Origin of the sequence: Streptomyces humicola, from assembly GCF_024436035.1 — a bacterium.
Classification (GTDB): Bacteria; Actinomycetota; Actinomycetes; order Streptomycetales; family Streptomycetaceae; genus Streptantibioticus_B; species Streptantibioticus_B humicola.
In genome coordinates this window covers 366,490-387,691 of record NZ_JANFNG010000001.1, presented here as the reverse complement: position 1 = coordinate 387,691, position 21,202 = coordinate 366,490, and the positions used below count along the sequence as shown (strand labels likewise).

Sequence of the window (21,202 nt, the reverse complement as noted above, 5' to 3'; positions counted from 1 at the left end):
CACACCTCTACCGAAGAGACAAAGGTCTTACCAGCCGCCGGCCGAGGAGTGGCAGCGCCGCTGAGCGGACCAGACCACCCTCGCCCCCGGGCCCCGGCGCTCGCCTCCATGCGCCCGGGGTCGGTTGGGTGCTCGGCCTTCAAGAGTGACGCAGGTCATTGCCATACCGCGCCATCTGCGCATGACTGGGATGTTCCGGCGCATCCTGCGGCGGAACGGATGGAACCATCACGCGGAGGTTACCCCCGTCATGGGTGAGCACGTGCACGTACGCGTCAATCACAGTCTCGGCGTGACCGAGGACGGCGAGCTGATCGAGATGTCCCGCTGCCGCTGCGGCGCGACGTTCAGCAGGACCTACCAGCCGCAGGAAGGCCTGCCCGAGGAGTGAGTCCGGGGACGGCCGCGTTCTGCGGTGGGGCGACGGCCGTGCCGGACCCGCCGTCCCCCGTCCGTCTCCGACGACGGCGGCGAGGGCGAGGGCGAGGAAACGTTGCCGGGTGCGGGCGAGCACTCCCGCCGGGGTTCTGCCACCGTGGTGTTCCAGGTCGCCCAGGCCGGACGACGACCTCAGGTGAACGGCGTCCTTCGTCACGGCCGCGGCCGGCACGACCATGGGGCTCGATGATCCGGCGGTCAGAAACGAGTCTTCAGGTGGTCCCGAGTGCGTCGCGCAGGAATGCGGTGGCCTGGTCGATTGCTCCTCTGGCGGCTTTGGACTGGCTGAGCGAGTTGAGCATCATGAAGTCGTGGACCGTACCGTCATAGCGCACCGTGGTGATCGGTACACCCGCGGCGCGGAGTTTGGCGGCGTATGCCTCGCCCTCGTCCCGCAGCACGTCGGCCTCGTCGACGATCAGCAGCGCGGGCGGCAGGCCGGTGAGTTGCTCGACGGTGGCGTGGTTGGGGGATGCGGTGATCTCCGCGCGTTGCTTCGGGTCGGTGGTGTAGGCGTCCCAGAACCACTCCATCAGCTTGCGGCTGAGGTAGTAGCCGGTCGCGAAATCCTCGTACGAGTCGGTGTCCATCGCCGCATCCGTGACCGGGTAGTACATCACGCCCGCGCGATCAGTTGAGTCCCTCAGAGTCCAACCTTCAGGCCTTGAATAATCTTATATGGGTATTTTAGCCGCATCTCGTGTCGGCCACCTGCTGCTGTGTTCGGGCACGACCCGCGGCGCGGCAAGGCCGCACCCGGGAACCGGGCATCCGTGCGCGGAATTGTCCGGGTTGACGGACAGCTCCAGTCGGCCTCGGCCGCTTCGCACTTCGCTTCCGCCGCGGCATCACGCTTCTGCATCCCGCGAACGTTGGCACTGCCCCGGCACACAGGCCGACTCGTCCGCCCTTCAGACCCGTCCCTATATCCATGGCCAATACCCACGGCCGCTGTCGCCGGAATCGCGGCGAGGAAATCTGCCTGGTGAATGCGCCTTAGGGATGGAAAACCTCCGTAGCGGCACCGTGCGCGTGAACTGGTGGTTAAGAGTCGATTGCCGGGGGGAATTGCTGGAATACCTCCGTTCTGGAACTCGGCAGGCCTGTGCCAACCGCTTCTGAGCCCACTTTTCCCGCGGAAATCGAGGTCACAGCCGTGCCTGGCCATTCACTGCCATATTCGATCTCGGATAACTGCCCCTATTCGCCGGACTTTCCCGATTCATCTCAGCCGGTTGACAGTGGCCGGATCGGCCGTGTCAGGCGGGCCGGCCGCCGGGCAGACAGGCGTCCGGCACCCGCCCTCCGGTGGTGCGGCGACCGGTGTCCCGGGCCGGGAGGTGGACAGTGCGGGTTGCCATGTCGAGCAGTGCCGGGCGGTGCGTGGTCATGACCACCGTCCGGCTCGCGACCAGCCGTTCCAGCGCGCCGATCACGAGCCGCTCGGCGTGTGCGTCCAGGCCCGAGGTCGGCTCGTCCAGCAGGACGATCGGTGCGTCGGCGAGCATCGCGCGGGCGATGCCCACCCGTTGGCGCTGCCCGCCGGACAGGCCGGTGCCGCGGGCCCCGAGCCGGGTGGCGAGTCCGTCGGGAAGGTGCAGGGCGAAGTCGGTGACGAGCGCGGCCCGGGCCGCCTCGGCCACTTCTGCGTCGTCGGCGTCGGGGCGCGAGTAGCGGATGTTGTCGGCCAGGGTGCCGGGGAACAGGTAGGTGTCCTGCAGTACGACCGCGACCTGTCGGTGCAGCCAGGTCTCCGGAAGCTCCGTGGTCGCGCGGCCGTCGATCAGCACGGAGCCGTGGGTGGCCTGGTACAAGCCCGCGATCAAGGCGAGGGAGGTGGACTTCCCGGCGCCGTTCGGGCCGATGAGCGCGACCCGTTCGCCCGGCAGGACAGTGAGGTCGAGGCCGTGCAGGGCGGGCCGGGATCCGTAGCACATCGAAACGCCCTGGAAGTCGATCCGGCCGGCGGCTCGGACAGGTAGCCCGGCCTCGCTCCGCGCCGGGCTGCACGGCTCGTCCAGGATTCCCAGGATGCGCTCGCCGGAGGCCTGACCCTGGGCGAAGGTGACTGAGAGCCGGGACAGTGACTTGATCGGCGAGACCATGCTGTTGAGATAGCTGACCGCCACCACCAGCTGGCCGACGCTCCACCAATGGTTCAGCACCCCGGATCCACCGGTCCACAGCAGCAGCGCGATGCCACCCGCAGTCGCCAGCTCCAGCAGCGGCACCCGGAGCGCCTGGACCCGGGTCGTGGCCAGTCCTGCTTGCAACGCGCCCTCGCTCTCCACCGCGAAGCGGTGGTCGTGCAGGTCCTGGCGGCCGAAGGCGTGGACCGTGCGGATGCCGTGCAGGGTTTCGGTGACGAGCGCGGCAAGGTGGCCCTCCGCCTCGCGTTCACGGCGTGCCGCCTGGTGGCCGAGTCTGCGGTTGCGTACTCCGATCAGGTAGACCAGCGGCATGCAGCCGATGCCGATCACGCCGAACCGCCAGTTCAGCCACAGCAGCGCGAATGCGAAGCTGCCGACCGAGAGCATTCCGGGAAAGAGTGTGGAGAACAGGGCGACCAGGCTGTCCTTGATCCGGCCGCAGTCGGTGATGATCCGGCTGGTCGACTCGCCTACTGCTTGCCTGTCGTGATAGCTCATCGGCAGACGCTGCAAGTGGGCGTAGGCGTCCGCGCGGATCGCCACGCTCATCCGCTCGCCGATGCCGTTCATCACCCGGTCGCCCGAGTAGTCGAACGCCCCGGAGACGGCGGCGGTCAGCAGCACTGCCCCGGCCGCGGTGGCGAGCATGGCCGCCTTGCCGGTGCCGAAGGTGCCGAGCAGTTGGGTGAGCGGGTTGTGTGCGGAGGTCGCGCCGAGCACCCGGTCGACGACGGCGGCAATCGGCCACGGCGTGGCGAGGTCGGCGAGCATCTCGCAGATCCGCAAGCCCAGGCCGAGTGAGAGCATGCCGAGGTACGGCGTGCTGTAGCCGCGGAACCGCCACAGTACCTGCCTCTGGTCCGCGCGCCGCATGCCCTGGGTCCTGGTCCGGGTCACGACAGGACCTCCGCCGGAGTCGGCGCCGGTCCGGGCGCCGGACCGGCGTCTGACGCGCCGTCCGCTGTCTGTGCAGGCAGCGCTGTGGAGCGGCCCTGCATCCGCGCCCGTAGTTCGCAGTTGCGGCCGTAAGGGAGGATGCCATGGTCGGCCATGGCGGCGGTCACCGTCGGGGCGATGGCCGGATCGGCGGCGAGGAGCTCGCGCAGCAGCTGGGAGAAGCGGGACCGCCGTCGCTGTTCCTCCGTCACCTCTCCCTCATGGCTGCCGAATCGGTTCATCGCTGTGAACAGGGCGCGGGTGAAATCGGCGCTGTCGGCCTGGCGTACCCGCTCGTGTGCCGTCCACAGGGCGGACGCCCACACGGTGCCATTGGCGTGTGCCTGGCCGCCGCCCGGACACAGCCAGGCCGCGGTCCAGCGGGCGTCCAGACGTCGGCGGCGCGGGTCCCACGGCGGCACGTGTCCGCGGTGCCAGCCGTAGATGTCCGGCGTGCCGAGCAGTACGGCGGTGATGAAGTCGGCCGTGCCCTCGTCGAGGGCGACCTTGCCGTTGTGCTGGTCGAGCGGCGGGCGCAGCCGGTTCGCCCGGAAGTCGGCGGTGTGACGGCAGATGTGGTGACCGACCTCGTGGTAGATGATCGCCGGATTGTGCGTGGGCACGTGGAAGTAGCGGGGCCGCCGGGGATCACCGTCCTCGATGAAGCGGCGACCGGTGCCCAGATGGATCTCGCCCCCCGTCTCCGGCAGGTCGGGCTCCGGCGGCGACGCCGCTCCGGGCAGACGGTAGTGCCCGCCTCCCCATCCTCGGCCGAACACGGAGTGCGGGCCGATCCGGATCAGCAGGGGCGGAAGCGGCCGGTCCAGCAGCCGGGCGGCCAGACCCAGGGCGCGCGCCGCGTGATACGCAGTGTTGGTCACCCCGAAGCCGCGGGCCTGGTGCTCCGCCTCGGGCCCGGCGAGCGGGCCCCCGCCCGCCGCCGGGCCGAAGAGGCACGCCTGCGTACCGGCACCGCCGAAGAGGTCGTCGCCACGTTCGTCTCGTACAGTCAGCCCGGCCAGCGTCAGCTCAGCGGGCCCGGTCACGGTCGCGTCGAGGTCCACTTCGGCCAGCAGTCCCGGCCCGGTACGGCGGTCCGTACGGGGGTGATCCCCCATCAGGTAGGCGGCGACCCTCATCATGTCGTCGGAACCCGGTCGGCGAACAGATCCAAAGCCGCGCCACCGGCCAGCTGGGAAGGCGAGAGCACCGGAAGTCCCGTGACCACCGCCGCCTCCCGGGACGCCAGCGGGCTTGCCGTGATCAGCCCGCTGACCGCCAGCACCGGCACCCCGGCCGCACGGAGCAGGTCGACCCCGGAGCATGCGGCGAGCGCGTCACCCACCGCGAGCACCGCCCCACGGCAGACAGTCGGCAGGTGGCCGATCAGCCGGCGTGTCTCCGCCTGCAGCAAGCCGTCCGCGATCTCCAGCACGATCGCGTCGGCACCGTCCTGGATGAGCGCATCGCGCATCGCCGCCATCGTCCCCAGCAGCCGCTCAGGCGGATAGCCGAACGTCGAGGACATCCCGAAGTCGAGGAAGTCCACAACATACCGGGCACCGGCGTCGATGTAGGTCCAGCGGTCCTTGCCACTTCCGGAGCCGGTGACCTTCGCCGCCCCGGCGACCAGACCGGCGCGTGTCCAACCGCTGATCAGCCCCGCCGCCGTGGTCGTCTTCCCGGAATTCATCGACGAGCCGACCACCGCGACCGCCAACGGTTCGCTGCCGGAGAGCGACTGTGGCGAGGACGGCGGCCTGGGCCGTGCGAAGTGGTCCAGCGACACGGGCTGATCGTTGTCGTCCGTCAACGGTCCCAGGACCTCCAGCTCGGTCGGCACCGGGCAGTTGGTGTGCCAGGAGACAGCGGTGCCGATCACTCCGCCCGCGGTGAGCAGGTGCGCCTTCGGCCCGGGCCGGTGGTAGCCCTCGTAGAAATCGGTGGCGTACCGGTTGCCGCACGCGCCCACCACCAGATCGCCAGGGTGGAGCTTCACCCTGCGGCCATGCGCGTCCTCCAGATGCTCGTGGGCCCCCACGCTGGTGACCTGAGCCACCACCAGATCGCCGAGCCGGGGCGGCGCGGACGGCCAGCCGAGCTGACACCGACCCGGATTGGGCACAGTGCGGGTGACATAGCTCCACTTCATGGTGAACAGGTTCCTCATTGGTACTCCCAGCAGGCCCTCAGCCTCGGCGGTGAGGAGCCCTTCGTTGTTGACGGAATCGTCGGGTCGGCTGCGACGGCACGCGGCCGTCGCGGCGGTAATGGTCGGGGCGGTGGCCGTCTCGACGCCGGACGGCGGCCTGCGGCACGACGGTGGTGGCCACTTGCGGCCGCCGGTCCGACACCGCCGGGAGGCGCGTTGCGGCGGCAGGATCACTGGTCGCCCCTTGTACTGCTCGCCTGGCCCGGTCTGGGCCCTGGCCGGTGGAAAGGTCGCTGCGGTGCCGGGCCGCTCCGTGATGGGACGTCCTCTTGCGGCTGGGCACTGCTGCGTTGTCGCATCGCGGCTGCCTGCCAGGCCGCCAGGAGCAGCAGGGTGCCGGTCTCGGTGAGGATGCTGAGGAGGGCCTGCGGGGCGGGTTGGAGGCCGTGTTCGGTGAATCCGAATACGCCCACGGTGCGGGAGGCGGTGAACCCGGCGAGCGCGCCCAGCGCCACCCCGGCCGCCGCAGCCCTCAGCAGCAGCGGTGCCGCGAACAGGATCAGAACGGCGACCGCGAAGGAGGCGCTTGCCTGGAGCAGGAACAGATCGCCGACGATGTGGATGAAGCGGTACTCGCCGAGGTAGAGCTGGGCGTGGATGTACCCGCTCGCAGCGAGCGTGGCGACGATGGCCAGACGCAGTGCGATGGCTACGGCTCTAATGGTGTTCATGCCAGCCTCTCGTCCTTGACCGCCAGCGCCTCGGTGCCCTGCCGGAAGCCGACGGAGCGGATACCGAGCGCGCCCTTCAGCTTCCCGGCCGGGAGCACCTGGGGGACCGGGCCGGGGCCCTGCCCCGGCTTGGGCAGCGGGTAGGCGGTGGTGGTGGCGGAGTGGAAGGTGACGTTGCCCTCCGTCTTGGTGAACAGCTGATGGACGTGCCCGTTGAGACAGGTAACCGAGGAGAAGCGGCGCATGAGCGCGAGCACCTGCAGGGCGTCGTCCGTGCTCCAGCCCCACTGCGGATACATGGCGAAGAGCGGAATGTGGCTGAACACCACGATGGGGGTGTCGGACGACAGGCCCGCGACGTCCTTGCGGACGAAGTCGATCTGCTCGTTGCCGAGGTGGCCGAGTGCCTCCAGATTCAGGGTGTTGACCAGCGCGATGAAGTGCACGCCATGGGTGTCGAAGCTGTACCAGCCGTCGCCCAGCGTGCCCTGGCCGAACCGTTGCCGGTAGGCGCGGCCTGCGTCGCCGATCGAGTCGTGCTCGCCCGGCACGGTGAACACCCGTTCCGTGCGCAGTCCGGTCATCATCTGCTTGACCTGGTCGAACTGGCCCGCCGTGGAAAGATGGGTCAGATCACCGCTGTGCATAACGAAGTCAGGCCTGAAGCCGAGAGAGTTGACCTGGTTGATCGCCTCGGCGAACGTCCCGGCCACATTCATGTTCGCCGGGCCCTGGAATCCGATATGACTGTCGGAGATCTGCACAAACCGCAGCGCGCTGCCGCTGCCCCCTGCGGCAGCCGCAGCAGCGGTGCCCGGGGTGCCGGCGACATGGCTGATCACCTCTCCCCCGGCCACGGTCAAGACCACGGCACCGCCGAACCATCCTGCATGCCTGATAAGTTGACGTCGAGTCATCCCATGTTCGCCAGCCGGCTGCTCGAAGCCGACGTCCAGTGTCTCGTCGTGCGCATCGGGGTACTCGTTCATCGGGTCACCTCCACGGTCGCAGTCATGAACGGATGGATGCTGCAGAAGTAGGCGTAAGTGCCAGGCTTGGTGAACGTGTAGCTGTACGTGGCGCCGGTAGTCAGCGGAGCCGACTTCAAGGGCCCACCCGAACCAGCACTGGTGACGGTGTGGGCATCGCCGTCCTGGTTGGTCCAGGTCACCGTCGTGCCCACCTTGACCTTCAGCACGGCCGGCGAGAACGCGAAATTCTTGATCGACACGGCATTCCCGGCCACCGGCACGTTCGGCGCACCGCCGGCCGGAGAACTCGCGGGCATGCTCATGCTGGGCATCGCAGAGGCGCCCGGTGCGGAACTCGACGCTCCCCCCGTCCCGCTGGCACCGGGCATGCCGGCCTGGCTCTGGCCCGGGCCGGGCGTGATGCCGGTACTGCCGACCCCCACAGAGGAGGAATGCGACGGCCCGCCGCACGCACTGAGCAGCCCCAGTGTGCTGACGACGGCGGCGACAGCCAGGCCGGCCGCGACGCGCGACCGCCGAGGAGATGGACGAACGTTCGAGTGCATGGTTCTCGGTCCTTACTGATCGGATTGCTCTGTAACGACATGCGCGGGAGCGAAGACATAGGCCGGAGCCGGTCAACGGCGGCTATATGACGTGCAGTCGAGCGATGGCTGTCGCCCGCACCTCGCGCTTCTCACTCTCCGGCCGGCGCAGTGCCGGCGCCCGATCCGCTCACGTGTACGCATGACACACGCTGGAGCCGCGGTGGCCGATCTCACGGGAGGGCGCGGCGCAGGCAGGCATGGCCGCCGGTCGAGGGGGCCGGCGTGGGGCGGCTGGTCGCCGGGCAGCGCAAAGATCCTTGGTGCCGAGTTCCATCGATCCGGCAAGCCTCCGGGCTCACTCCCGGACGAAGCCACAGGGCGCGGCGCACGGGGGTCGCAGGGAACGAGCAGTTGCAGGGGTCGACTCGCAGCAGACGGTCCCCGCGCGGCGAGCGCCGCGCGGCCGGGCCCGGGTTGGCCAGGCCCCGGATCGTCCCTCGTGACGCGGTCGAGCATCCGGCCGGTGTTCCGCGCCGCTTCCGGGGAATCGTAAAGCTCCACGGGCTCCAGGTAGATGTGGCCTTCGTGCTCCCAGCCGCCGATCGCCCGCGCGCGGGGGTGCCGGCTGAGCAGCATGCCGACGGCGTAGCTGAACATGGCGAAGGTCGTGTCCGCCGGCAGCCGGACGCGGTCGGCTCCGGTTGCGACGGCGTAGCCGTTGCGCGCGTGGATACGTGTGCCGAGGCTGGCGCGGGCCGCGAATTCGCTGTGCTCGATGAGAGACTCGTACAGGCGCAGTACGTGGTGTCCGCACCGTGCATGCCCGGGCCGCCCGGCGGCGGCTTCGGTGTAAGGCGTAGAGACGAAGGCCGCAAGGGCCACGCCTGCTTCCTCCGGATGGTGAATCTCGTTCATCTGGCTCACTCCTTGCGGGGTGACGGGAAGAGGGGGGTCGTGGCCTGCGGCCTTGAGCCACCCCGTGAATACCAGCGCTTGCCCACTTCCACGGCCGGCGGAAGCCACACGGTTCGACTGATATGCACCTTTTTGCGATTGACCCCGCGGGCGCGCCGACCGCCTCGGGTCACCGGCCTTGCTCCGGCTGCCGGACGCCGCCTGCATCAGCGGCGACCGTCTTGCTGCAGCTGCAACGCGGCGTCGTCCGCTGCCGCTTCGGCAATGGCCCCGTCGGGCCGTGAGGTGCTCCCGTGCGCCGGTTCACCGGGGCGGGCAAGGGGGCGTAAGGATGCCGGTGGACGAGCCGGGTCTGGTAGACGACCAGGACCACGAGCAGGGCAAACAGTGCCGCGGAACCCCATAGGGTGCCCCAGCCCAGGCCACCTTCGTCCGCAGGTTTGGTCAACGAATCGCCGCCGCCCGCGCCCAGCGGGCGCGTGAGGACGAACGCCAGCCAGAACAAGGCGGTGCCGTTGATGCTGGTCAAGTAGTGCGCCGCAACGAGCAACAGCATGATGCCGGCGATGACGAGGAATGCGTAGCGGAACCCCAGGCCGGCGTCGTCGGACAGCCAGTCCCCGCTGAACCTGCCCAACGTGTTCGAGGTCAGGATCGCGATCCAGTAAAGGATCTCGCCCTTGCGGCTGGCGATGTTCTCCACGTCACAGGTCTGCCCGGTCCGCCACCACACGAGGAAGACAACGCGCTGACACAGCCGGTGAATCCGCCCTGCTCGTCGAGCACCTTGTAGAGGCGCAGCACGTATTGTTCGCGCCGAGCACGCGTGGGTCCCTCGGCGGCGGAGGCTCCTGTGTACGGCGTTACAACGAACGTCGCAATCGCCACGGGTGCTTCGTTCAATTGGAGTACCTCGGACATCTCGGCTCACTCCTCGCGGGGTGGCTGGGAGGAGCGGGATCCCGGGCACCAGCGCTTGTCGAGTTCCACGGGTGCCGCACGCACCACGGTTCGGCAGATGCGCACCTTTTATAAGAAATCCTGGCAACGGCACCGGTCAGCGGAGGAGCTCGCCCCCGGTCCACACCAGCGCGACCTCACCGAGTCGCATGGCGTCCCTGGTCCGGGCCGCCGGAGGGCGGCCGCCTCGGCATGGCACCGTTGCCAGACGGGGCGGGGTCGAGACGACGCCGGGACTCTCTCCACACCCGGCACTTTTGCCGCAGTCCGTGACAGGGCAATCGCATTACGTAACACGACAAACGGCATGAAAAGCGTCATCATCGCCCTATGCCATGGAGTCTCCGGAAACACGGTCCAGTGACTGAGCCGGATCGCTCCGGGAGTCGTGTCTCTGATAAAGGGACCATTTCGAGTGCAGACGAGGAGCTGCTCCGCACGCTCTACGCCGAGCATGCCGAGCCGCTGTTCCGCTACGTCCTGCGATTGACCTCAGGAGACTGGCAATGGGCCGAGGACATCGTGCAGGAGACGCTGCTGCGGGCGTGGCAGCACCCCGCCGCCTTCGAACCGGCACGCGGTCCGGCCCGGGCATGGCTGTGCACGGTTGCCCGGCATCTGGTCATCGACGCCCGCCGGGCCCGGCGAGCAAGGCCACCGGAGGCCGACGGGGAGGCCCTGGAAAAGATTGCCGAGCGGGCGCCCGGCGAGGATCAGATCGAGCAGGCGCTGCAGAGCTGGGCGGTGGCCGATGCCATACGGACCTTGTCCCCGGACCACCGCGCCGTGCTGCTGGAGACGTACTACAGGGGCCGGACGATGGTCGAGGCCGCGGAAGTGCTCGGAATCCCGTTGGGCACCGTGAAGTCGCGAACGTACTACGCCCTGCAGGCGCTGCGGCTGGCGCTCCAAGAACGGGGCATCGAGCCGTGACGGCTGCGTGGAGGAGGTGCTCGGCATGAATGTGGACCATGAGGCCATCCGGCTGTCCCTGGGCGGGTACGTGCTGGGAACGCTGTCCCCCGCAGAAACGCAGGAGGTGCGCGCCCATCTCGCGGAGTGCGCCGAGTGCCGGGCGGAGCACACCAAATTGGCGGGACTGCCCACGCTGCTCGCGACGATCAGCGAGGCCGAAGCCGCGGGCCAGGCGGCGCCCGCGCCCAGCGAGGACCTGGCCGACCGGCTCGTGCAACGGGCCGCGGAAAGCGCGCGCCCCATCGCTCAGCCGCCCGCGCAGCCCGCCGTGCCCGCCGTGCCCGCCGTGTCGCAAGGGGCCGAGGACGGTCTGCTCGACCGGCTGCTGCAACAGGCCGCGGCCCGACGCCGTACGACCTGGCGACGGCAACTGGTCGGTGCCGCAGCCACCCTGGCGTTCGTCGCGGCGGCGGCCTCCGGCGGCACGTGGCTGGCGGCCGTGGAGTCCGCGAGCAGTCAAGTGGCGCAGCCCGGAGCGACCTCCCCGGCTCCGGTCCGCACCTTCTCCGGAAGCGATCCCACCACCGGCGTCTCCGCGTCGGTGAAGGTCTCGCCCGCCGCCTGGGGCAGCACCCTGCAGGTCTCGGCCAAAGGGGCGCCCGCCGGAGTCACCTGCAGGCTGCAAGCGGTCGGGATGACGGGTGACAAGGCGATCGGCGCCACCTGGCAGGCCGGCAAGTACCCGGGCGGAGCCACCATCACCGGGACCGTCCCCATGCCTCCCGGAGCGATCGGGCATTTCGACATCTACGCAGGCAACGGCCAGAAACTCCTCACGATCTCGGCGTGAGGCCGGCGGGCCCAGGCCGCGGACGCTCCATCAAGGGCTCAATCGCGGAAGCCGTCTTGACTAAGGGCGTCGTCTGCGACGGCGAGTGGCGCACGCCCAGGACATAGCGCCGACCAATGGGCGCAATTGCTAAGAAATCTGATGAGTGAGACAAAATTACCGAACCGCGTAGACCCGCCTGCCGTGGAAGTAACTGAACACGGACTTTCGCGGAGGACGACCGAGATGCTCCCGTCCGGCCCCATTGCCTCCGCGCATCGACAGAAGAGCAGCGGACCATGTTTGAGACCGAATCAACCTTCAAGGGCGCACTGCTCCCACCGCCATGCCGCCACCACGCGCAGCTCACCCTGCCGGCGAAGGAGGCCCATGTCTCCGCCGCCCGTCACTTCACGGCGGACCTGCTGGAGTGCTGGAGTGTTCCGGAGAGGGAGAAGGACTCCGCCGTCCTTATCGTCGACGAACTCGCCGCTAACGCGGCCCGCTACGGCCACGAGGACATGACGCTGCTGCTGGCACTCGACCACCGCACCCTTCACATTGTGGTCATCGACTCCGGAACCGCCGTGGACCGCCCCAGTCGTGACATCGCCTCGGACGAACACGGCCGCGGCACCGGCATCGTCGAGTACCTCGCACAGTCGACCGAGGTCCACCAGACTCTGGGCGGCCGGGAAGTACGCGCCTGTCTTGAGTGCTCGGCATGACCGCTCCAGGGAGATCCCCTGTAGCCCGACCGTCGGGTGCGGGCCGTATACGGACCGGCGCATCGTCCGCGCCGGAACCGTTCGGCTCCGGACATCCCACCCGCCCGTCGGCCAGATGCCATTCCGAGGCGGTACCTGACATGCGCCATTCTCCTCACCAGAGGTCAGAGTCAGAGGGTGCGGAGGGGAAGACCTGGAAGCGCGGTGCGCCAGGTTCCGCCGGGAGCCTGGTGGCGCGGGCGGTGAAGCTGACCGCGTGATACCAGCCGCACAGCATGATCAGGTCCAGGAGCTGCTCCGGTCTGAAGCGGGTGGAGAGTCGGTCCCACAGCGCGTCGTCGAGGTCGTGGTGGGCGTGCAGCGCATCGGTGGCATCAAGGAGCAGCCGGTCGCGTCCGGCAGTCCAGCACGGGTCGGCACTGCTGCCGTGCGTCAGCGAGCGGATCTGCTCGGTGGTCAGAGTGGCCCGCTTGGCGAAGCGCGCATCGTGGACGCCCCATTCGTACTCGCAACCGCACAGGGCGCAGGTGCGGTCGATGACGATCTCACGGTCGCGCAGGGTGAGGCTGAGCCGCCCGCTGAGCTGGTATGAGCCCCAGTCGTGGAGCGCCTCGGCCAAGGCCACGTTGTGCGCGTAGGTGCGGAACAAGGCGATCGGCGGCTCGTCGCCCGGCATCATGCGCCGCAGGACCGCTGCGGCGTCCGGAGGGTAGGGGGCCTGCAGCGGCGGAATCCGGGCAGTCATCGGTCCTCCTCCGGGGCGGCGCTTCGCTTCTCAAAGCACTACCGGGAGGATAGTGTGTCGAAAATCGAAGCGCCAGCCCCCGTACGGAGGGAACCGCTCGGCGCGATGACGTCCCCCCGGATCAGGACACCCCGTCAGCGGTTTACCACCGGTCACCCGCCCATGGGCGCGCTGGACTTGTTCGGCCGACGGTGGACTGTGGGCATCATGCGGGAAACTTCGTGACCACGCCTTGGGGTTCCGCTCCCTGCAGCGGCAGTGGCGACCGGGTGTCATTCAGCGTCCTGCGTCAGCGCCTCACCGAGTTCCTCATGGCACACGCCGGGCAGGTCAATGCTCGAAGATGTCGGCGGCCTGTGCCGCGATCGTCCTGACGATCTCCGCAGCCGGCGCGGTGCGCGTCACGAGCCCCGTGGACTGCCCTGCATACAGGGCCATCGCTTCGAGATCACCGGATGCGTCCGCAGTCGGGATCATGTCGTCGTAGCGCAGGTGGCTCCGGCCATCGCGGGTGGTGGCCAACACCTCTCCTTCACCCGGTCGACGGGGACTCGGCAGTCGCCCCGCGCGTTCCCATTCGGTGATCGTGGAATTGCGGAGCGCACGGTGCAGTGCGTTGGGCCAACCGCCGTCGAAGCACCGCGTGTACACCGTGTCCGACTCGGTCGCGCGTAGTACACCCGCGCGGTAGCTCTCGTGCGTGTTCGCTTCGAGAGCGGCCAGGAATCGGGTACCGAGCCACCCGGCCTGCGCGCCCAAAGCCAGGGCGGCGGCCAGGCCGCGCCCGTCCCCGATGCCCCCTGCGGCGATCACGGGGACGGGGTGCACCGTATCTACCACTGCGGGCACCAGCGCCATCGTGGCGACCCGCCCCCGCACATGGCCACCGGCCTCCCACCCCTGGGCGACGACGACATCGACTCCGGCGTCGACCGCACGGCGCGCTTCGTCGGTACTTCCGACGGTGTGCAGATGCAACGCGCCCGCGGCGTGCACCCGCTCGTTCACGGAGGCCGGGTCGCCCCAGAACGTGGAAATGATCGGCACACCTTCCTCAAGACACGCCGCCAAGACGTGGTCGACGGGAAAGTCCAGCACCAGGTTCACCCCGAAAGGGCGATCGGTGAACCATCGTGTGCTACGTATGCGACGCGTCGCCTCCTGAGGCGTGACCCATGTCAGTGCGAGCGTCCCCAGGCCGCCGGCCCCGCTTACGGCGGCGGCCAACTCCGCGGTGGTGGCCGATCCGATGGGCGCCTGGATGATCGGTGTCGAGATACCCAGCATCCGGCACACCTGCGTCATCAGGGTAGTCGGCACAACAGCCCCTTTCGTATCGTTTTCCGAAGCGATCGCCGATGGTAGCGTGTCGTAATTCGAAGCACCAAGCATTGAGAGCTGGACGTCCCGCCATGGCCACACCAAGACCTGGAAAGCCCGTTCGCGGCTCGAGCACCGGTCGCCCCCTCATGGCCGCGCTCGATCTGTTCGGACGGCGGTGGAGTCTGCGCATCTTGTGGGAGTTGCGCACGGGACCCCTCGGATTCCGTCCCTTGCAGAAGCAGTGCGACGACATGTCCTCCAGCGTGATGCGGCAGCGCCTGACCGAACTGCTGGATGCGCAGGTGGTTCACCAACTGCCCGACAGCCGCTATGCGCTCACCCCGCTGGGGCAGGAGGCGTACCAGGCGCTTCGCCCGCTCGTCCGGTGGGCCGACCGGTGGGCCGCAGCGATGGACCCGCAAGGGGCGGACCGCACCGACGACCCGCCACCACCAACAGAAAAGACTTCTAAGCCTGGCTCCACCGGTGGGTGATCGGGTGTCGGCTGCTGGCGATGGATGGGTCTTCGGCCTTGTTGTGGGATTGAGGGCGTGGGTGATCTGCCGGCCTGCCGCGCTCGTAGCCCAGCCGGGCAGGTGAGCTCGCGCAACGCCTGCCACGCCGTTGCGCAGGGCGGCGTCGCCGTTCAGGCCGGAACAGCGAGGCCCCTGGACAGGCGTGATCGGACGGGCTACCGCGGCGGCAGCACGGTGAGCACGCGTTCGATGAAGGCTTTGAAGTCCGTCATGAAGTCGCTCAGGAACTTCTGGGTGGTCGGGTCGGTGACCTCGCCGTCGTCGCTGAACAGGCCCGGGGTGAACTGGATGTAGCCTTCGGGGGCGTTCATCTGCGGGGAGTTGCAATAGCTCAGGACGGACCGGAGGCTTTGCTGGGCGACGGCGGTGCCGATCTTGCCTGGGGAGGTGCCGATCACCGCGGACGGCTTGTGGGTGAAGGAGTTGGTGCCCCAGGGCCGGCTCGCCCAGTCGATGGCGTTTTTCAGGGCGCCGGGGATGGACCGGTTGTACTCGGGGGTGACGAAGAGCACCGCGTCCACAGCGGCGATGGCATCCTTGAGGGCTTTGCCCTCGGGCGGGTAGTCGACGTCGAGGTCGTGGTTGTACAGCGGGAGGTCCTTGATGGGAATCTCACGGAACTCCATTCCCGGCGGCGCGACCCGCATCAGCGCCTTGGCGAGGATCCGGTTGATCGACTTCGTCGACAGGCTTCCGATGATGTAGCCGACCGTGTACGTGGTCATACGCGTTCCCTGCCCTCCGTCCAGGGAGTGACCGGCCGCCTTGCCGGGCCGGAGGTCCGTTCGCAACGTATCCCGGGCGGCAGGCCCTTGCGACCGCTCCGGCGCGTCACGGCAGCCCTCCGCCAGCCCCTCCCGACGGTGAGGGGGACGCCCGGCCGCGGTGGTCCTCGAGAACGATCGCCCGGCTTGGCGGGCGGCGAGGGCGCGGCCGGTGAGCGTGGCAGCCCGCGGTCCAGTGGTCGGCCACCGGGCGTACACCGTCCGGGGGCTGCGCCCGGGAGTGACCGCGTGGGAGTGACCGCGCGGGATGGCCGGGAGGAGGTGCGGGACGCAGGCGGCTGACGATGCGACCGATGCCCACCCCGCCGATCGGGTGGCCCCCGAGCCTACCGATGAAGCGCAAAGCGACTTCTCCAGGTGATGAACGAAGATCACGACGGCCGTCAGCCGGGCCGGCTGGGTGTGCGGCTTCGGTCTGGCCGACTGGTTCATGCCTAGCATGCCTGTCGCCCGCCTCCGGCGGCTCAGACGTCATCGGCCTCTCTCGGTTCCCTTCACGGGAAGATCATGATCCGGCTGTCGACGCTCTCCTTCACTGAGCCACGCCTGATCGGCGGTCACGCTTGTCCCAGGGGGCAGCCGGCGCCTTGCCCGCCCCCGAATGAGCCCGCCGGCCCGACCTCGGCACCGGCCGACCGGCGCGGGAGGGAGGTGACCCGGGTATCCCCGTAGCGGGCCGGCGCGTCCGCCGGTACGCGGATCGGGTTGTCGAGCGTCAATCCGCCGACGAGGGAATCAAAGCTATCCGGTCTCTGTTAGCGTCGATATATCATCGCTAACGCGATTGCGTTGGCACCGCTACCACCATGTGAAGGGATCACTCTGTGAACACCCGCAACCTTGGCACCACCGGCCCCGCCGTCTCCTCCTTCGGCCTCGGCTTGATGGGCATGTCCGACCTGTACGGCCCGGCCGACGACGCCGAATCCATCGCCACCGTCCGCGCCGCCCTCGACGCAGGGATCACCCTGCTGGACACCGGCGATTTCTACGGCATGGGCCACAACGAGATGCTGCTGCGCGACGCCCTGCGCGGCCGCAACCGGGACAACGCCGCCATCAGCGTGAAGTTCGGCGCCCTGCGCGACGCCGACGGCGGCTGGATCGGCTACGACGCCCGGCCCGACGCGGTGAAGAACTTCCTCGCCTACTCCCTGCGGCGGCTGGGCACCGACTACATCGACATCTACCGCCCCGCCCGCCTCGACCCGAACGTGCCGATCGAGGAGACGGTCGGAGCCGTCGCCGACATGATCAAGGCCGGACATGTCCGCCACATCGGACTGTCCGAGGTCGGCGCCGACACCCTACGGCGCGCCCAGGCCGTCCACCCCATCGCCGACCTGCAGATCGAGTACTCCCTGCTCTCCCGCGGCATCGAGGAGAGCATCCTGCCCACCGCCCGCGAGCTGGGCATCGGCATCACCGCCTACGGCGTGCTCTCCCGCGGCCTGCTCTCCGGCCACTGGAACCGCGACCGGCAGCTGGCCGCCGGCGACTTCCGCGGCATCAGCCCCCGCTTCCAGGGCGAGAACCTGCACCGCAACCTGGCCCTGGTCGAGGCCCTGCGCCAGGTCGCCGAGGCCAAGGGCGCCAGCGTCGCGCAGATCGCCATCGCCTGGGTGGCGGCCCAGGGCTCCGACATCGTCCCTCTGGTCGGAGCCCGGCGCCGCGAACGCCTCACGGAGGCCCTCGGCGCCGAAGCCGTCACGCTCACCGCTGACGACCTCGCCGCCATCCAGCAGGCCATCCCTGCCGGGGCAGCCGCCGGAACCCGTTACGCCGCCCCGCAGATGCACCACCTGGACAGCGAACGCTGACCACCCCCGGGCCGTGGCGGGGCCGGAGCGGACCCCGGCCCCGCCACACATCAGTAGGAGACCTGCGTCGTCGTCGCCCTGCTGTTCGGCATCATCAAAGGCCCGGCCATGGCCTGGACGTCGACCCACGTCCTGGCCGCCTTCGCGGCATCGGTTCCGCTGCTGTCCGGCTTCGTCGGGTATGAACTACGCGTCGAGAATCCCCTGATCGACCCGCGCCCGTTCCGGGCTGCCGTCGCTGAGGGCCGGAGCGTTGGGCATCATCACCTCGTTTTTCAACGCTCCCAGCGCCGGGCCACCGCCGTGGCATCTGTACCGGATGCGGATCAGCACCGTCTTCGGCGTCGCTACCGTCGAACCCTATGGCGCGACCCGGTGGCGGTTCGAGGACCCGTCCGGCGATCCCGACCCTGGCAGGTAGGACCTGGGGTCAGCCGCGGTGCAGCAGGATGATGCCGTCCTGGTCGGCGATGGTGTGGTAACCGTGACTGCGGGCGGCGTCGATCTGCTGCCACTTCTGGGACGGGGTGAGTGGCCAGTCAAGGACGCGCATGTCGGCCACGATGTATTCGGGGTTGGGGCGGCTGCCGGAGAAGCCGAAAACGGTCACGGTGTCGCGGTGGGTCAGCTGCGGCACCAAGTGGTCGGTGGCGGCCACCGTGACTGCGGCCGGGATCTTGTCCAGAATGCGGTAGGCGACGGCGACCCGCGGCGGAGTGCTCCAGGTGCTGCGCTGGACCAGCTGATAGAGCGGGGCCTGCGGAAACAGCAGCGCGGTGACCCCGCCTGACACGGCCAGCACGTGGCGCATCCCGGCGGCGGGCCACCGGGTGAGGGCGTCGGTGAAGGCCGCGAAGACGATCGGCATCAGCACCGCGCTGTAATGGAAGTCCGTCCCCCAGTACATGGAGTTGTCGGAGACGAAACGCCAGGCGAGGGTGGGCACGGCTACGCACATCAGGGGCGAGCGCAGCGCGAGGAAAGCGGTCGGGGCAAGGAGCGTCAGCAGCGTCATGGCCTTCACATCCGGCGTGATCATGCCGATCGTCACCTGATACAGCAGATGCACCAGCCCGGAGCCTTGGCCCGTGCCGGGGGTTGCTCCTGAGCCTGATCCCGTGCCGGGGAGCTTGTCCCAGTACGTGAAACTGCCGGCCGCGTTGAATGCGGGGATGACGACCAGGACCTCGACCACTGTGCCGAGCAGCCCGACGCAGGCGGCGAGCAGGCCCAGTCGTAGGGCCCCCTTCCAGGTGACCAAGGCGCCGATGACCGCCAACGTCAGCCCGAGATCCTCCTTGACCAGCAGCAACGGAACAGCCCAGGCGACCGCCGCCCGCAGCCGTCCCTCGCCCAGCGCCGTGAGGGAGAACGCCAACAGCGGGACGGCGAAGCACACCTCATGGAAATCGAAGCCCACTGTCTGCGCGACACCCCAGGACGCCCCGTACGCCACCGCGACCACGACGGCCGCCCCACGGCCCACCGCCCGCTCGGTCCACCGAGCCAGGGGAACGACGGCGGCCGCAAGCAAGCCGGCCTGCGCCAGCAACAGCGTCAGCGGCGAGGGCCACAGACGATAAAACGGCGCCAGCGTGGCCAGGATCGGGGAGAAGTGGTCCCCCAGCAGCTGAAAGCCCGGTCCCTTCAGCTCCGACACCGGCAGGTGAAGGTGTGCGTACGACCGCACAGCCTGCTCGAAAATTCCCAGGTCGTAGCCGGAACTCAGTAGCCGCTCATGCAGCCGGACCGACACCGCCGCATACGCCGCGAACAGCAGTCCGGCCATGCCCCAAACCCAGCGCGGACACGCCGCCCGCGGGACCTCGCGCCCGGCGGAGACGGCAGGGAACGAAGGCCGCCACCGATGGGGCCCGCGCTGGGCGGGCAGGGTGACGTATCTGTGGTCGGCAGGGCTCGTCGCAGGCACGGCGGGTGGATCTCCTCGAAGCAGCGCAGTATCACTACGTCGCCAACCGTTGGCGCCGCCCCACGCTCCAGCTCAATTCGCGTCGGGAGACAGGTATGCCCACTGTGGCTTGTGATGAAAGTGTGGCGATGATACAGCAAGTCACCCACCTTCTACTGACAACAACTGCTTTGGCACAGCTGGTGCCACCGGAGGAAGCGTCGCCAGGCGACGGCCTTGCGGAGGCGTTCATCCAGGGCGGCTGGAGCGATCGGCGGCGCGAGCGCCGCAGCCCCCAACTGGGCTGCATTCACCGCCATCTACGACAACGAGGCGAAGGCGAAGTCCAAGCCGGTCTTCGGCTACGCCAATCCCGCCATCTACACCTGGCCAGGTCCTCCAGCTACGGCTCGGCTTTCCACGACATCACCAGCGGCAGCAAACGGCGCCTACAACGCCGGCTCCGGCTACGACATGGTCACCGGCTGGGGCTCCTGCAACGGCGCCGACTTCCTGAGCGCAGAGCTCGGCTGAACCCTCACGCACAACACACTTGGGGCCGGGCGGCAACCGCGCGGCCCCAAGGCGCATGGCATCAATCGCCTCGGCGGCCTCCCCAAGGACGTTCACGCCGCCGAGATCGGGACGCTGTACGGTGACGACCGCACTGAGCCGGGGCCGGCTCACCGGCGCTGCCACTCCTCGGCCAGGAGTTGATACGAGCGCACCCGGTCCGCGTGGGCGTGGGTGATGGTCGTGATGATCAGCTCATCGGCGCCGGTGGCCTCTTGAAGTTGTTCGAGCTGGTCGGCGACGCGCCCGGGCGAGCCGGCGAACTGGGTGTCCACGCGGTCGGCGACCAGTGCCCGGTCCGCGTCGGTCCAGGCGTGGGCGCGGGCCTCAGCGGGGCTGGGGAACGGGATCGCGCCCTGCGCGGTACGGATGCTGCGGACCCACAGGCCGTAGCCGGCGGCCAGATCCCGGGCCGTGGAGTCGTCCTCGGCGACGACGACGTCCGTGGAGACGGCGACGTACGGCTTGTCGATCTCGGCGGACGGCTGGAACGCTGCGCGGTAACCTTCGGCCGCCTCCAGGACTGTGGCCGGGCTGACGTGGTAGTTGGCCGCGAACCGCAGTCCTCCCCGGCCCGCGACCTGGGCGCTTTCGCCGCCGCTGCTGCCGAGGATCCATACCTGGACCCCGGCGCCCTCGCCGGGGACGGCGTGGGCTTCGGTGCCCTCCGGTGAACGGTAGTCGCCACGCAGCAGGGCGAGAATGTCGTCGATCTGCTCACCGTATTCCTGTGGTTGGGCGCCCGGCTGGTGCAGCAGGCGCTGTTGAAGGGCGATCCGGGGTGAGCCGATCAGGTGCTCGAAGGTGAAGCGGGAAGGGATGAGCAGCCCGTTCGGGGTCTGCCCGTCGACGACCGGGGTGGTCGTCGGCCTGGGTTCGGTGGTGCCGCCCGGGGGGCGTCCGCCCGATCGGCCGAGACCCAGGTCGAGGCGGCCGGGGTGCAGGGCGTCGATGAGGCCGAACTCCTCGACCGTGGACAGGGCGGTGCGGTGTCCGAGCTGCACGGCCCCGGACCCGAGCCGGATCGTGGAAGTCGCGGCGGCAGTCAGGGCGAGGACGACGGCGGGAGAGGTCCCGGCCACACCGGGGTTGAGGTGGTGCTCGGCGAACCAGTAGCGCGCATAGCCGAACCGCTCGGTCTGCTGGGCGAGGTCGATGGAGTTGCGCAGCGCCTCGGCAGCGGTGGAGCCGGAGGCTATCGGGACGAGGTCGAGGACCCCGAGAGGTATGCCGGACAT

General features: G+C 69.1%; 20 protein-coding genes and 1 pseudogene. 7 read left to right on the top strand and 14 right to left on the bottom strand.

The window, feature by feature from the left end; all coding sequences use genetic code 11:
• Positions 1-250 precede the first annotated feature (250 nt).
• The gene (locus NGB36_RS01840) at positions 251-391 is read left to right on the top strand and encodes a hypothetical protein (protein ID WP_255918223.1); all 141 of its coding nucleotides are present in this window, start codon (positions 251-253) and stop codon (positions 389-391) included.
• A gap of 259 nt (positions 392-650) precedes the next feature.
• Here NGB36_RS01840 and NGB36_RS01835 read toward each other — a convergent pair.
• The 8 genes and pseudogenes from NGB36_RS01835 to NGB36_RS33340 form a co-directional block, all read right to left on the bottom strand.
• Positions 651-1,055, bottom strand: a pseudogene (locus tag NGB36_RS01835) (alpha/beta hydrolase fold domain-containing protein); the annotation flags it as partial.
• A 642-nt stretch (positions 1,056-1,697) separates the two neighbouring features.
• Complete coding sequence (locus NGB36_RS01830; protein ID WP_255918222.1) at positions 1,698-3,485, bottom strand: ABC transporter ATP-binding protein; 1,788 nt, start codon at positions 3,483-3,485, stop codon at positions 1,698-1,700.
• Positions 3,482-4,666 (bottom strand): hypothetical protein, encoded by a 1,185-nt coding sequence (locus NGB36_RS01825; RefSeq protein ID WP_255918221.1) that lies wholly within the window; start codon positions 4,664-4,666, stop codon positions 3,482-3,484. The genes NGB36_RS01830 and NGB36_RS01825 overlap by 4 nt, the downstream gene beginning before the upstream one ends.
• Entirely contained in the window at positions 4,663-5,694 is a 1,032-nt protein-coding gene (locus NGB36_RS01820) for a DUF1611 domain-containing protein (protein ID WP_255918220.1), read from the bottom strand. The genes NGB36_RS01825 and NGB36_RS01820 overlap by 4 nt, the downstream gene beginning before the upstream one ends.
• Before the next feature lie 212 nt (positions 5,695-5,906).
• The gene (locus tag NGB36_RS01815) at positions 5,907-6,407 is read right to left on the bottom strand and encodes a hypothetical protein (protein WP_255918219.1); all 501 of its coding nucleotides are present in this window, start codon (positions 6,405-6,407) and stop codon (positions 5,907-5,909) included.
• Positions 6,404-7,396, bottom strand: coding sequence for a metallophosphoesterase family protein (locus tag NGB36_RS01810; RefSeq protein ID WP_255918218.1), 993 nt, complete (start codon positions 7,394-7,396; stop codon positions 6,404-6,406). The genes NGB36_RS01815 and NGB36_RS01810 overlap by 4 nt, the downstream gene beginning before the upstream one ends.
• A complete protein-coding gene (locus NGB36_RS01805) occupies positions 7,393-7,701 on the bottom strand; it encodes a cupredoxin domain-containing protein (protein ID WP_255918217.1) in 309 nt (102 codons plus the stop codon). The genes NGB36_RS01810 and NGB36_RS01805 overlap by 4 nt, the downstream gene beginning before the upstream one ends.
• A gap of 1,309 nt (positions 7,702-9,010) precedes the next feature.
• Entirely contained in the window at positions 9,011-9,544 is a 534-nt protein-coding gene (locus NGB36_RS33340; protein ID WP_255918216.1) for a COG4705 family protein, read from the bottom strand.
• Between the two features lie 587 nt (positions 9,545-10,131).
• Here NGB36_RS33340 and NGB36_RS01795 point away from each other — a divergent pair.
• The 3 genes from NGB36_RS01795 to NGB36_RS01785 all read left to right on the top strand — a co-directional run bounded on the left by NGB36_RS01795 (position 10,132) and on the right by NGB36_RS01785 (position 12,273).
• On the top strand, positions 10,132-10,734 hold the full coding sequence (locus tag NGB36_RS01795; RefSeq protein ID WP_372509351.1) for a sigma-70 family RNA polymerase sigma factor: 603 nt from the start codon (positions 10,132-10,134) through the stop codon (positions 10,732-10,734).
• Positions 10,735-10,759: 25 nt separating this feature from the next.
• On the top strand, positions 10,760-11,566 hold the full coding sequence (locus NGB36_RS01790; RefSeq protein WP_255918214.1) for a zf-HC2 domain-containing protein: 807 nt from the start codon (positions 10,760-10,762) through the stop codon (positions 11,564-11,566).
• A 278-nt stretch (positions 11,567-11,844) separates the two neighbouring features.
• Positions 11,845-12,273: an ATP-binding protein gene (locus NGB36_RS01785; protein WP_255918213.1), complete on the top strand. Its 429-nt coding sequence runs from the start codon at positions 11,845-11,847 to the stop codon at positions 12,271-12,273.
• 154 nt (positions 12,274-12,427) lie between these two features.
• On the opposite strand, the gene NGB36_RS01780 is transcribed toward NGB36_RS01785, so the two are convergent.
• Both NGB36_RS01780 and NGB36_RS01775 read right to left on the bottom strand, forming a co-directional pair.
• A complete protein-coding gene (locus tag NGB36_RS01780) occupies positions 12,428-13,018 on the bottom strand; it encodes a carboxymuconolactone decarboxylase family protein (RefSeq protein WP_255918212.1) in 591 nt (196 codons plus the stop codon).
• Between the two features lie 330 nt (positions 13,019-13,348).
• Entirely contained in the window at positions 13,349-14,410 is a 1,062-nt protein-coding gene (locus NGB36_RS01775) for an NAD(P)H-dependent flavin oxidoreductase (protein ID WP_255918211.1), read from the bottom strand.
• Between the two features lie 77 nt (positions 14,411-14,487).
• Between NGB36_RS01775 and NGB36_RS01770 the strand changes: the two genes are divergently transcribed.
• Complete coding sequence (locus NGB36_RS01770) at positions 14,488-14,835, top strand: winged helix-turn-helix transcriptional regulator (protein ID WP_308288791.1); 348 nt, start codon at positions 14,488-14,490, stop codon at positions 14,833-14,835.
• Positions 14,836-15,032: 197 nt separating this feature from the next.
• Here the strand turns inward: NGB36_RS01770 and NGB36_RS01765 are convergent, their stop codons facing one another.
• A complete protein-coding gene (locus NGB36_RS01765; protein ID WP_255918208.1) occupies positions 15,033-15,602 on the bottom strand; it encodes an NADPH-dependent FMN reductase in 570 nt (189 codons plus the stop codon).
• Between the two features lie 884 nt (positions 15,603-16,486).
• Between NGB36_RS01765 and NGB36_RS01760 the strand changes: the two genes are divergently transcribed.
• Complete coding sequence (locus NGB36_RS01760; RefSeq protein WP_255918207.1) at positions 16,487-17,482, top strand: aldo/keto reductase; 996 nt, start codon at positions 16,487-16,489, stop codon at positions 17,480-17,482.
• A gap of 186 nt (positions 17,483-17,668) precedes the next feature.
• Here NGB36_RS01760 and NGB36_RS01755 read toward each other — a convergent pair whose 3' ends face one another.
• A complete protein-coding gene (locus tag NGB36_RS01755) occupies positions 17,669-17,815 on the bottom strand; it encodes a hypothetical protein (protein WP_255918206.1) in 147 nt (48 codons plus the stop codon).
• Between the two features lie 97 nt (positions 17,816-17,912).
• Positions 17,913-19,412, bottom strand: coding sequence for a DUF2079 domain-containing protein (locus NGB36_RS01750; protein WP_255918205.1), 1,500 nt, complete (start codon positions 19,410-19,412; stop codon positions 17,913-17,915).
• Between the two features lie 216 nt (positions 19,413-19,628).
• On the opposite strand from NGB36_RS01750, the gene NGB36_RS01745 reads away from it, so the two are divergent.
• A complete protein-coding gene (locus tag NGB36_RS01745) occupies positions 19,629-19,925 on the top strand; it encodes a hypothetical protein (protein ID WP_255918204.1) in 297 nt (98 codons plus the stop codon).
• Between the two features lie 149 nt (positions 19,926-20,074).
• Here NGB36_RS01745 and NGB36_RS01740 read toward each other — a convergent pair whose 3' ends face one another.
• Positions 20,075-21,202: an LLM class flavin-dependent oxidoreductase gene (locus NGB36_RS01740; protein ID WP_255918203.1), complete on the bottom strand. Its 1,128-nt coding sequence runs from the start codon at positions 21,200-21,202 to the stop codon at positions 20,075-20,077.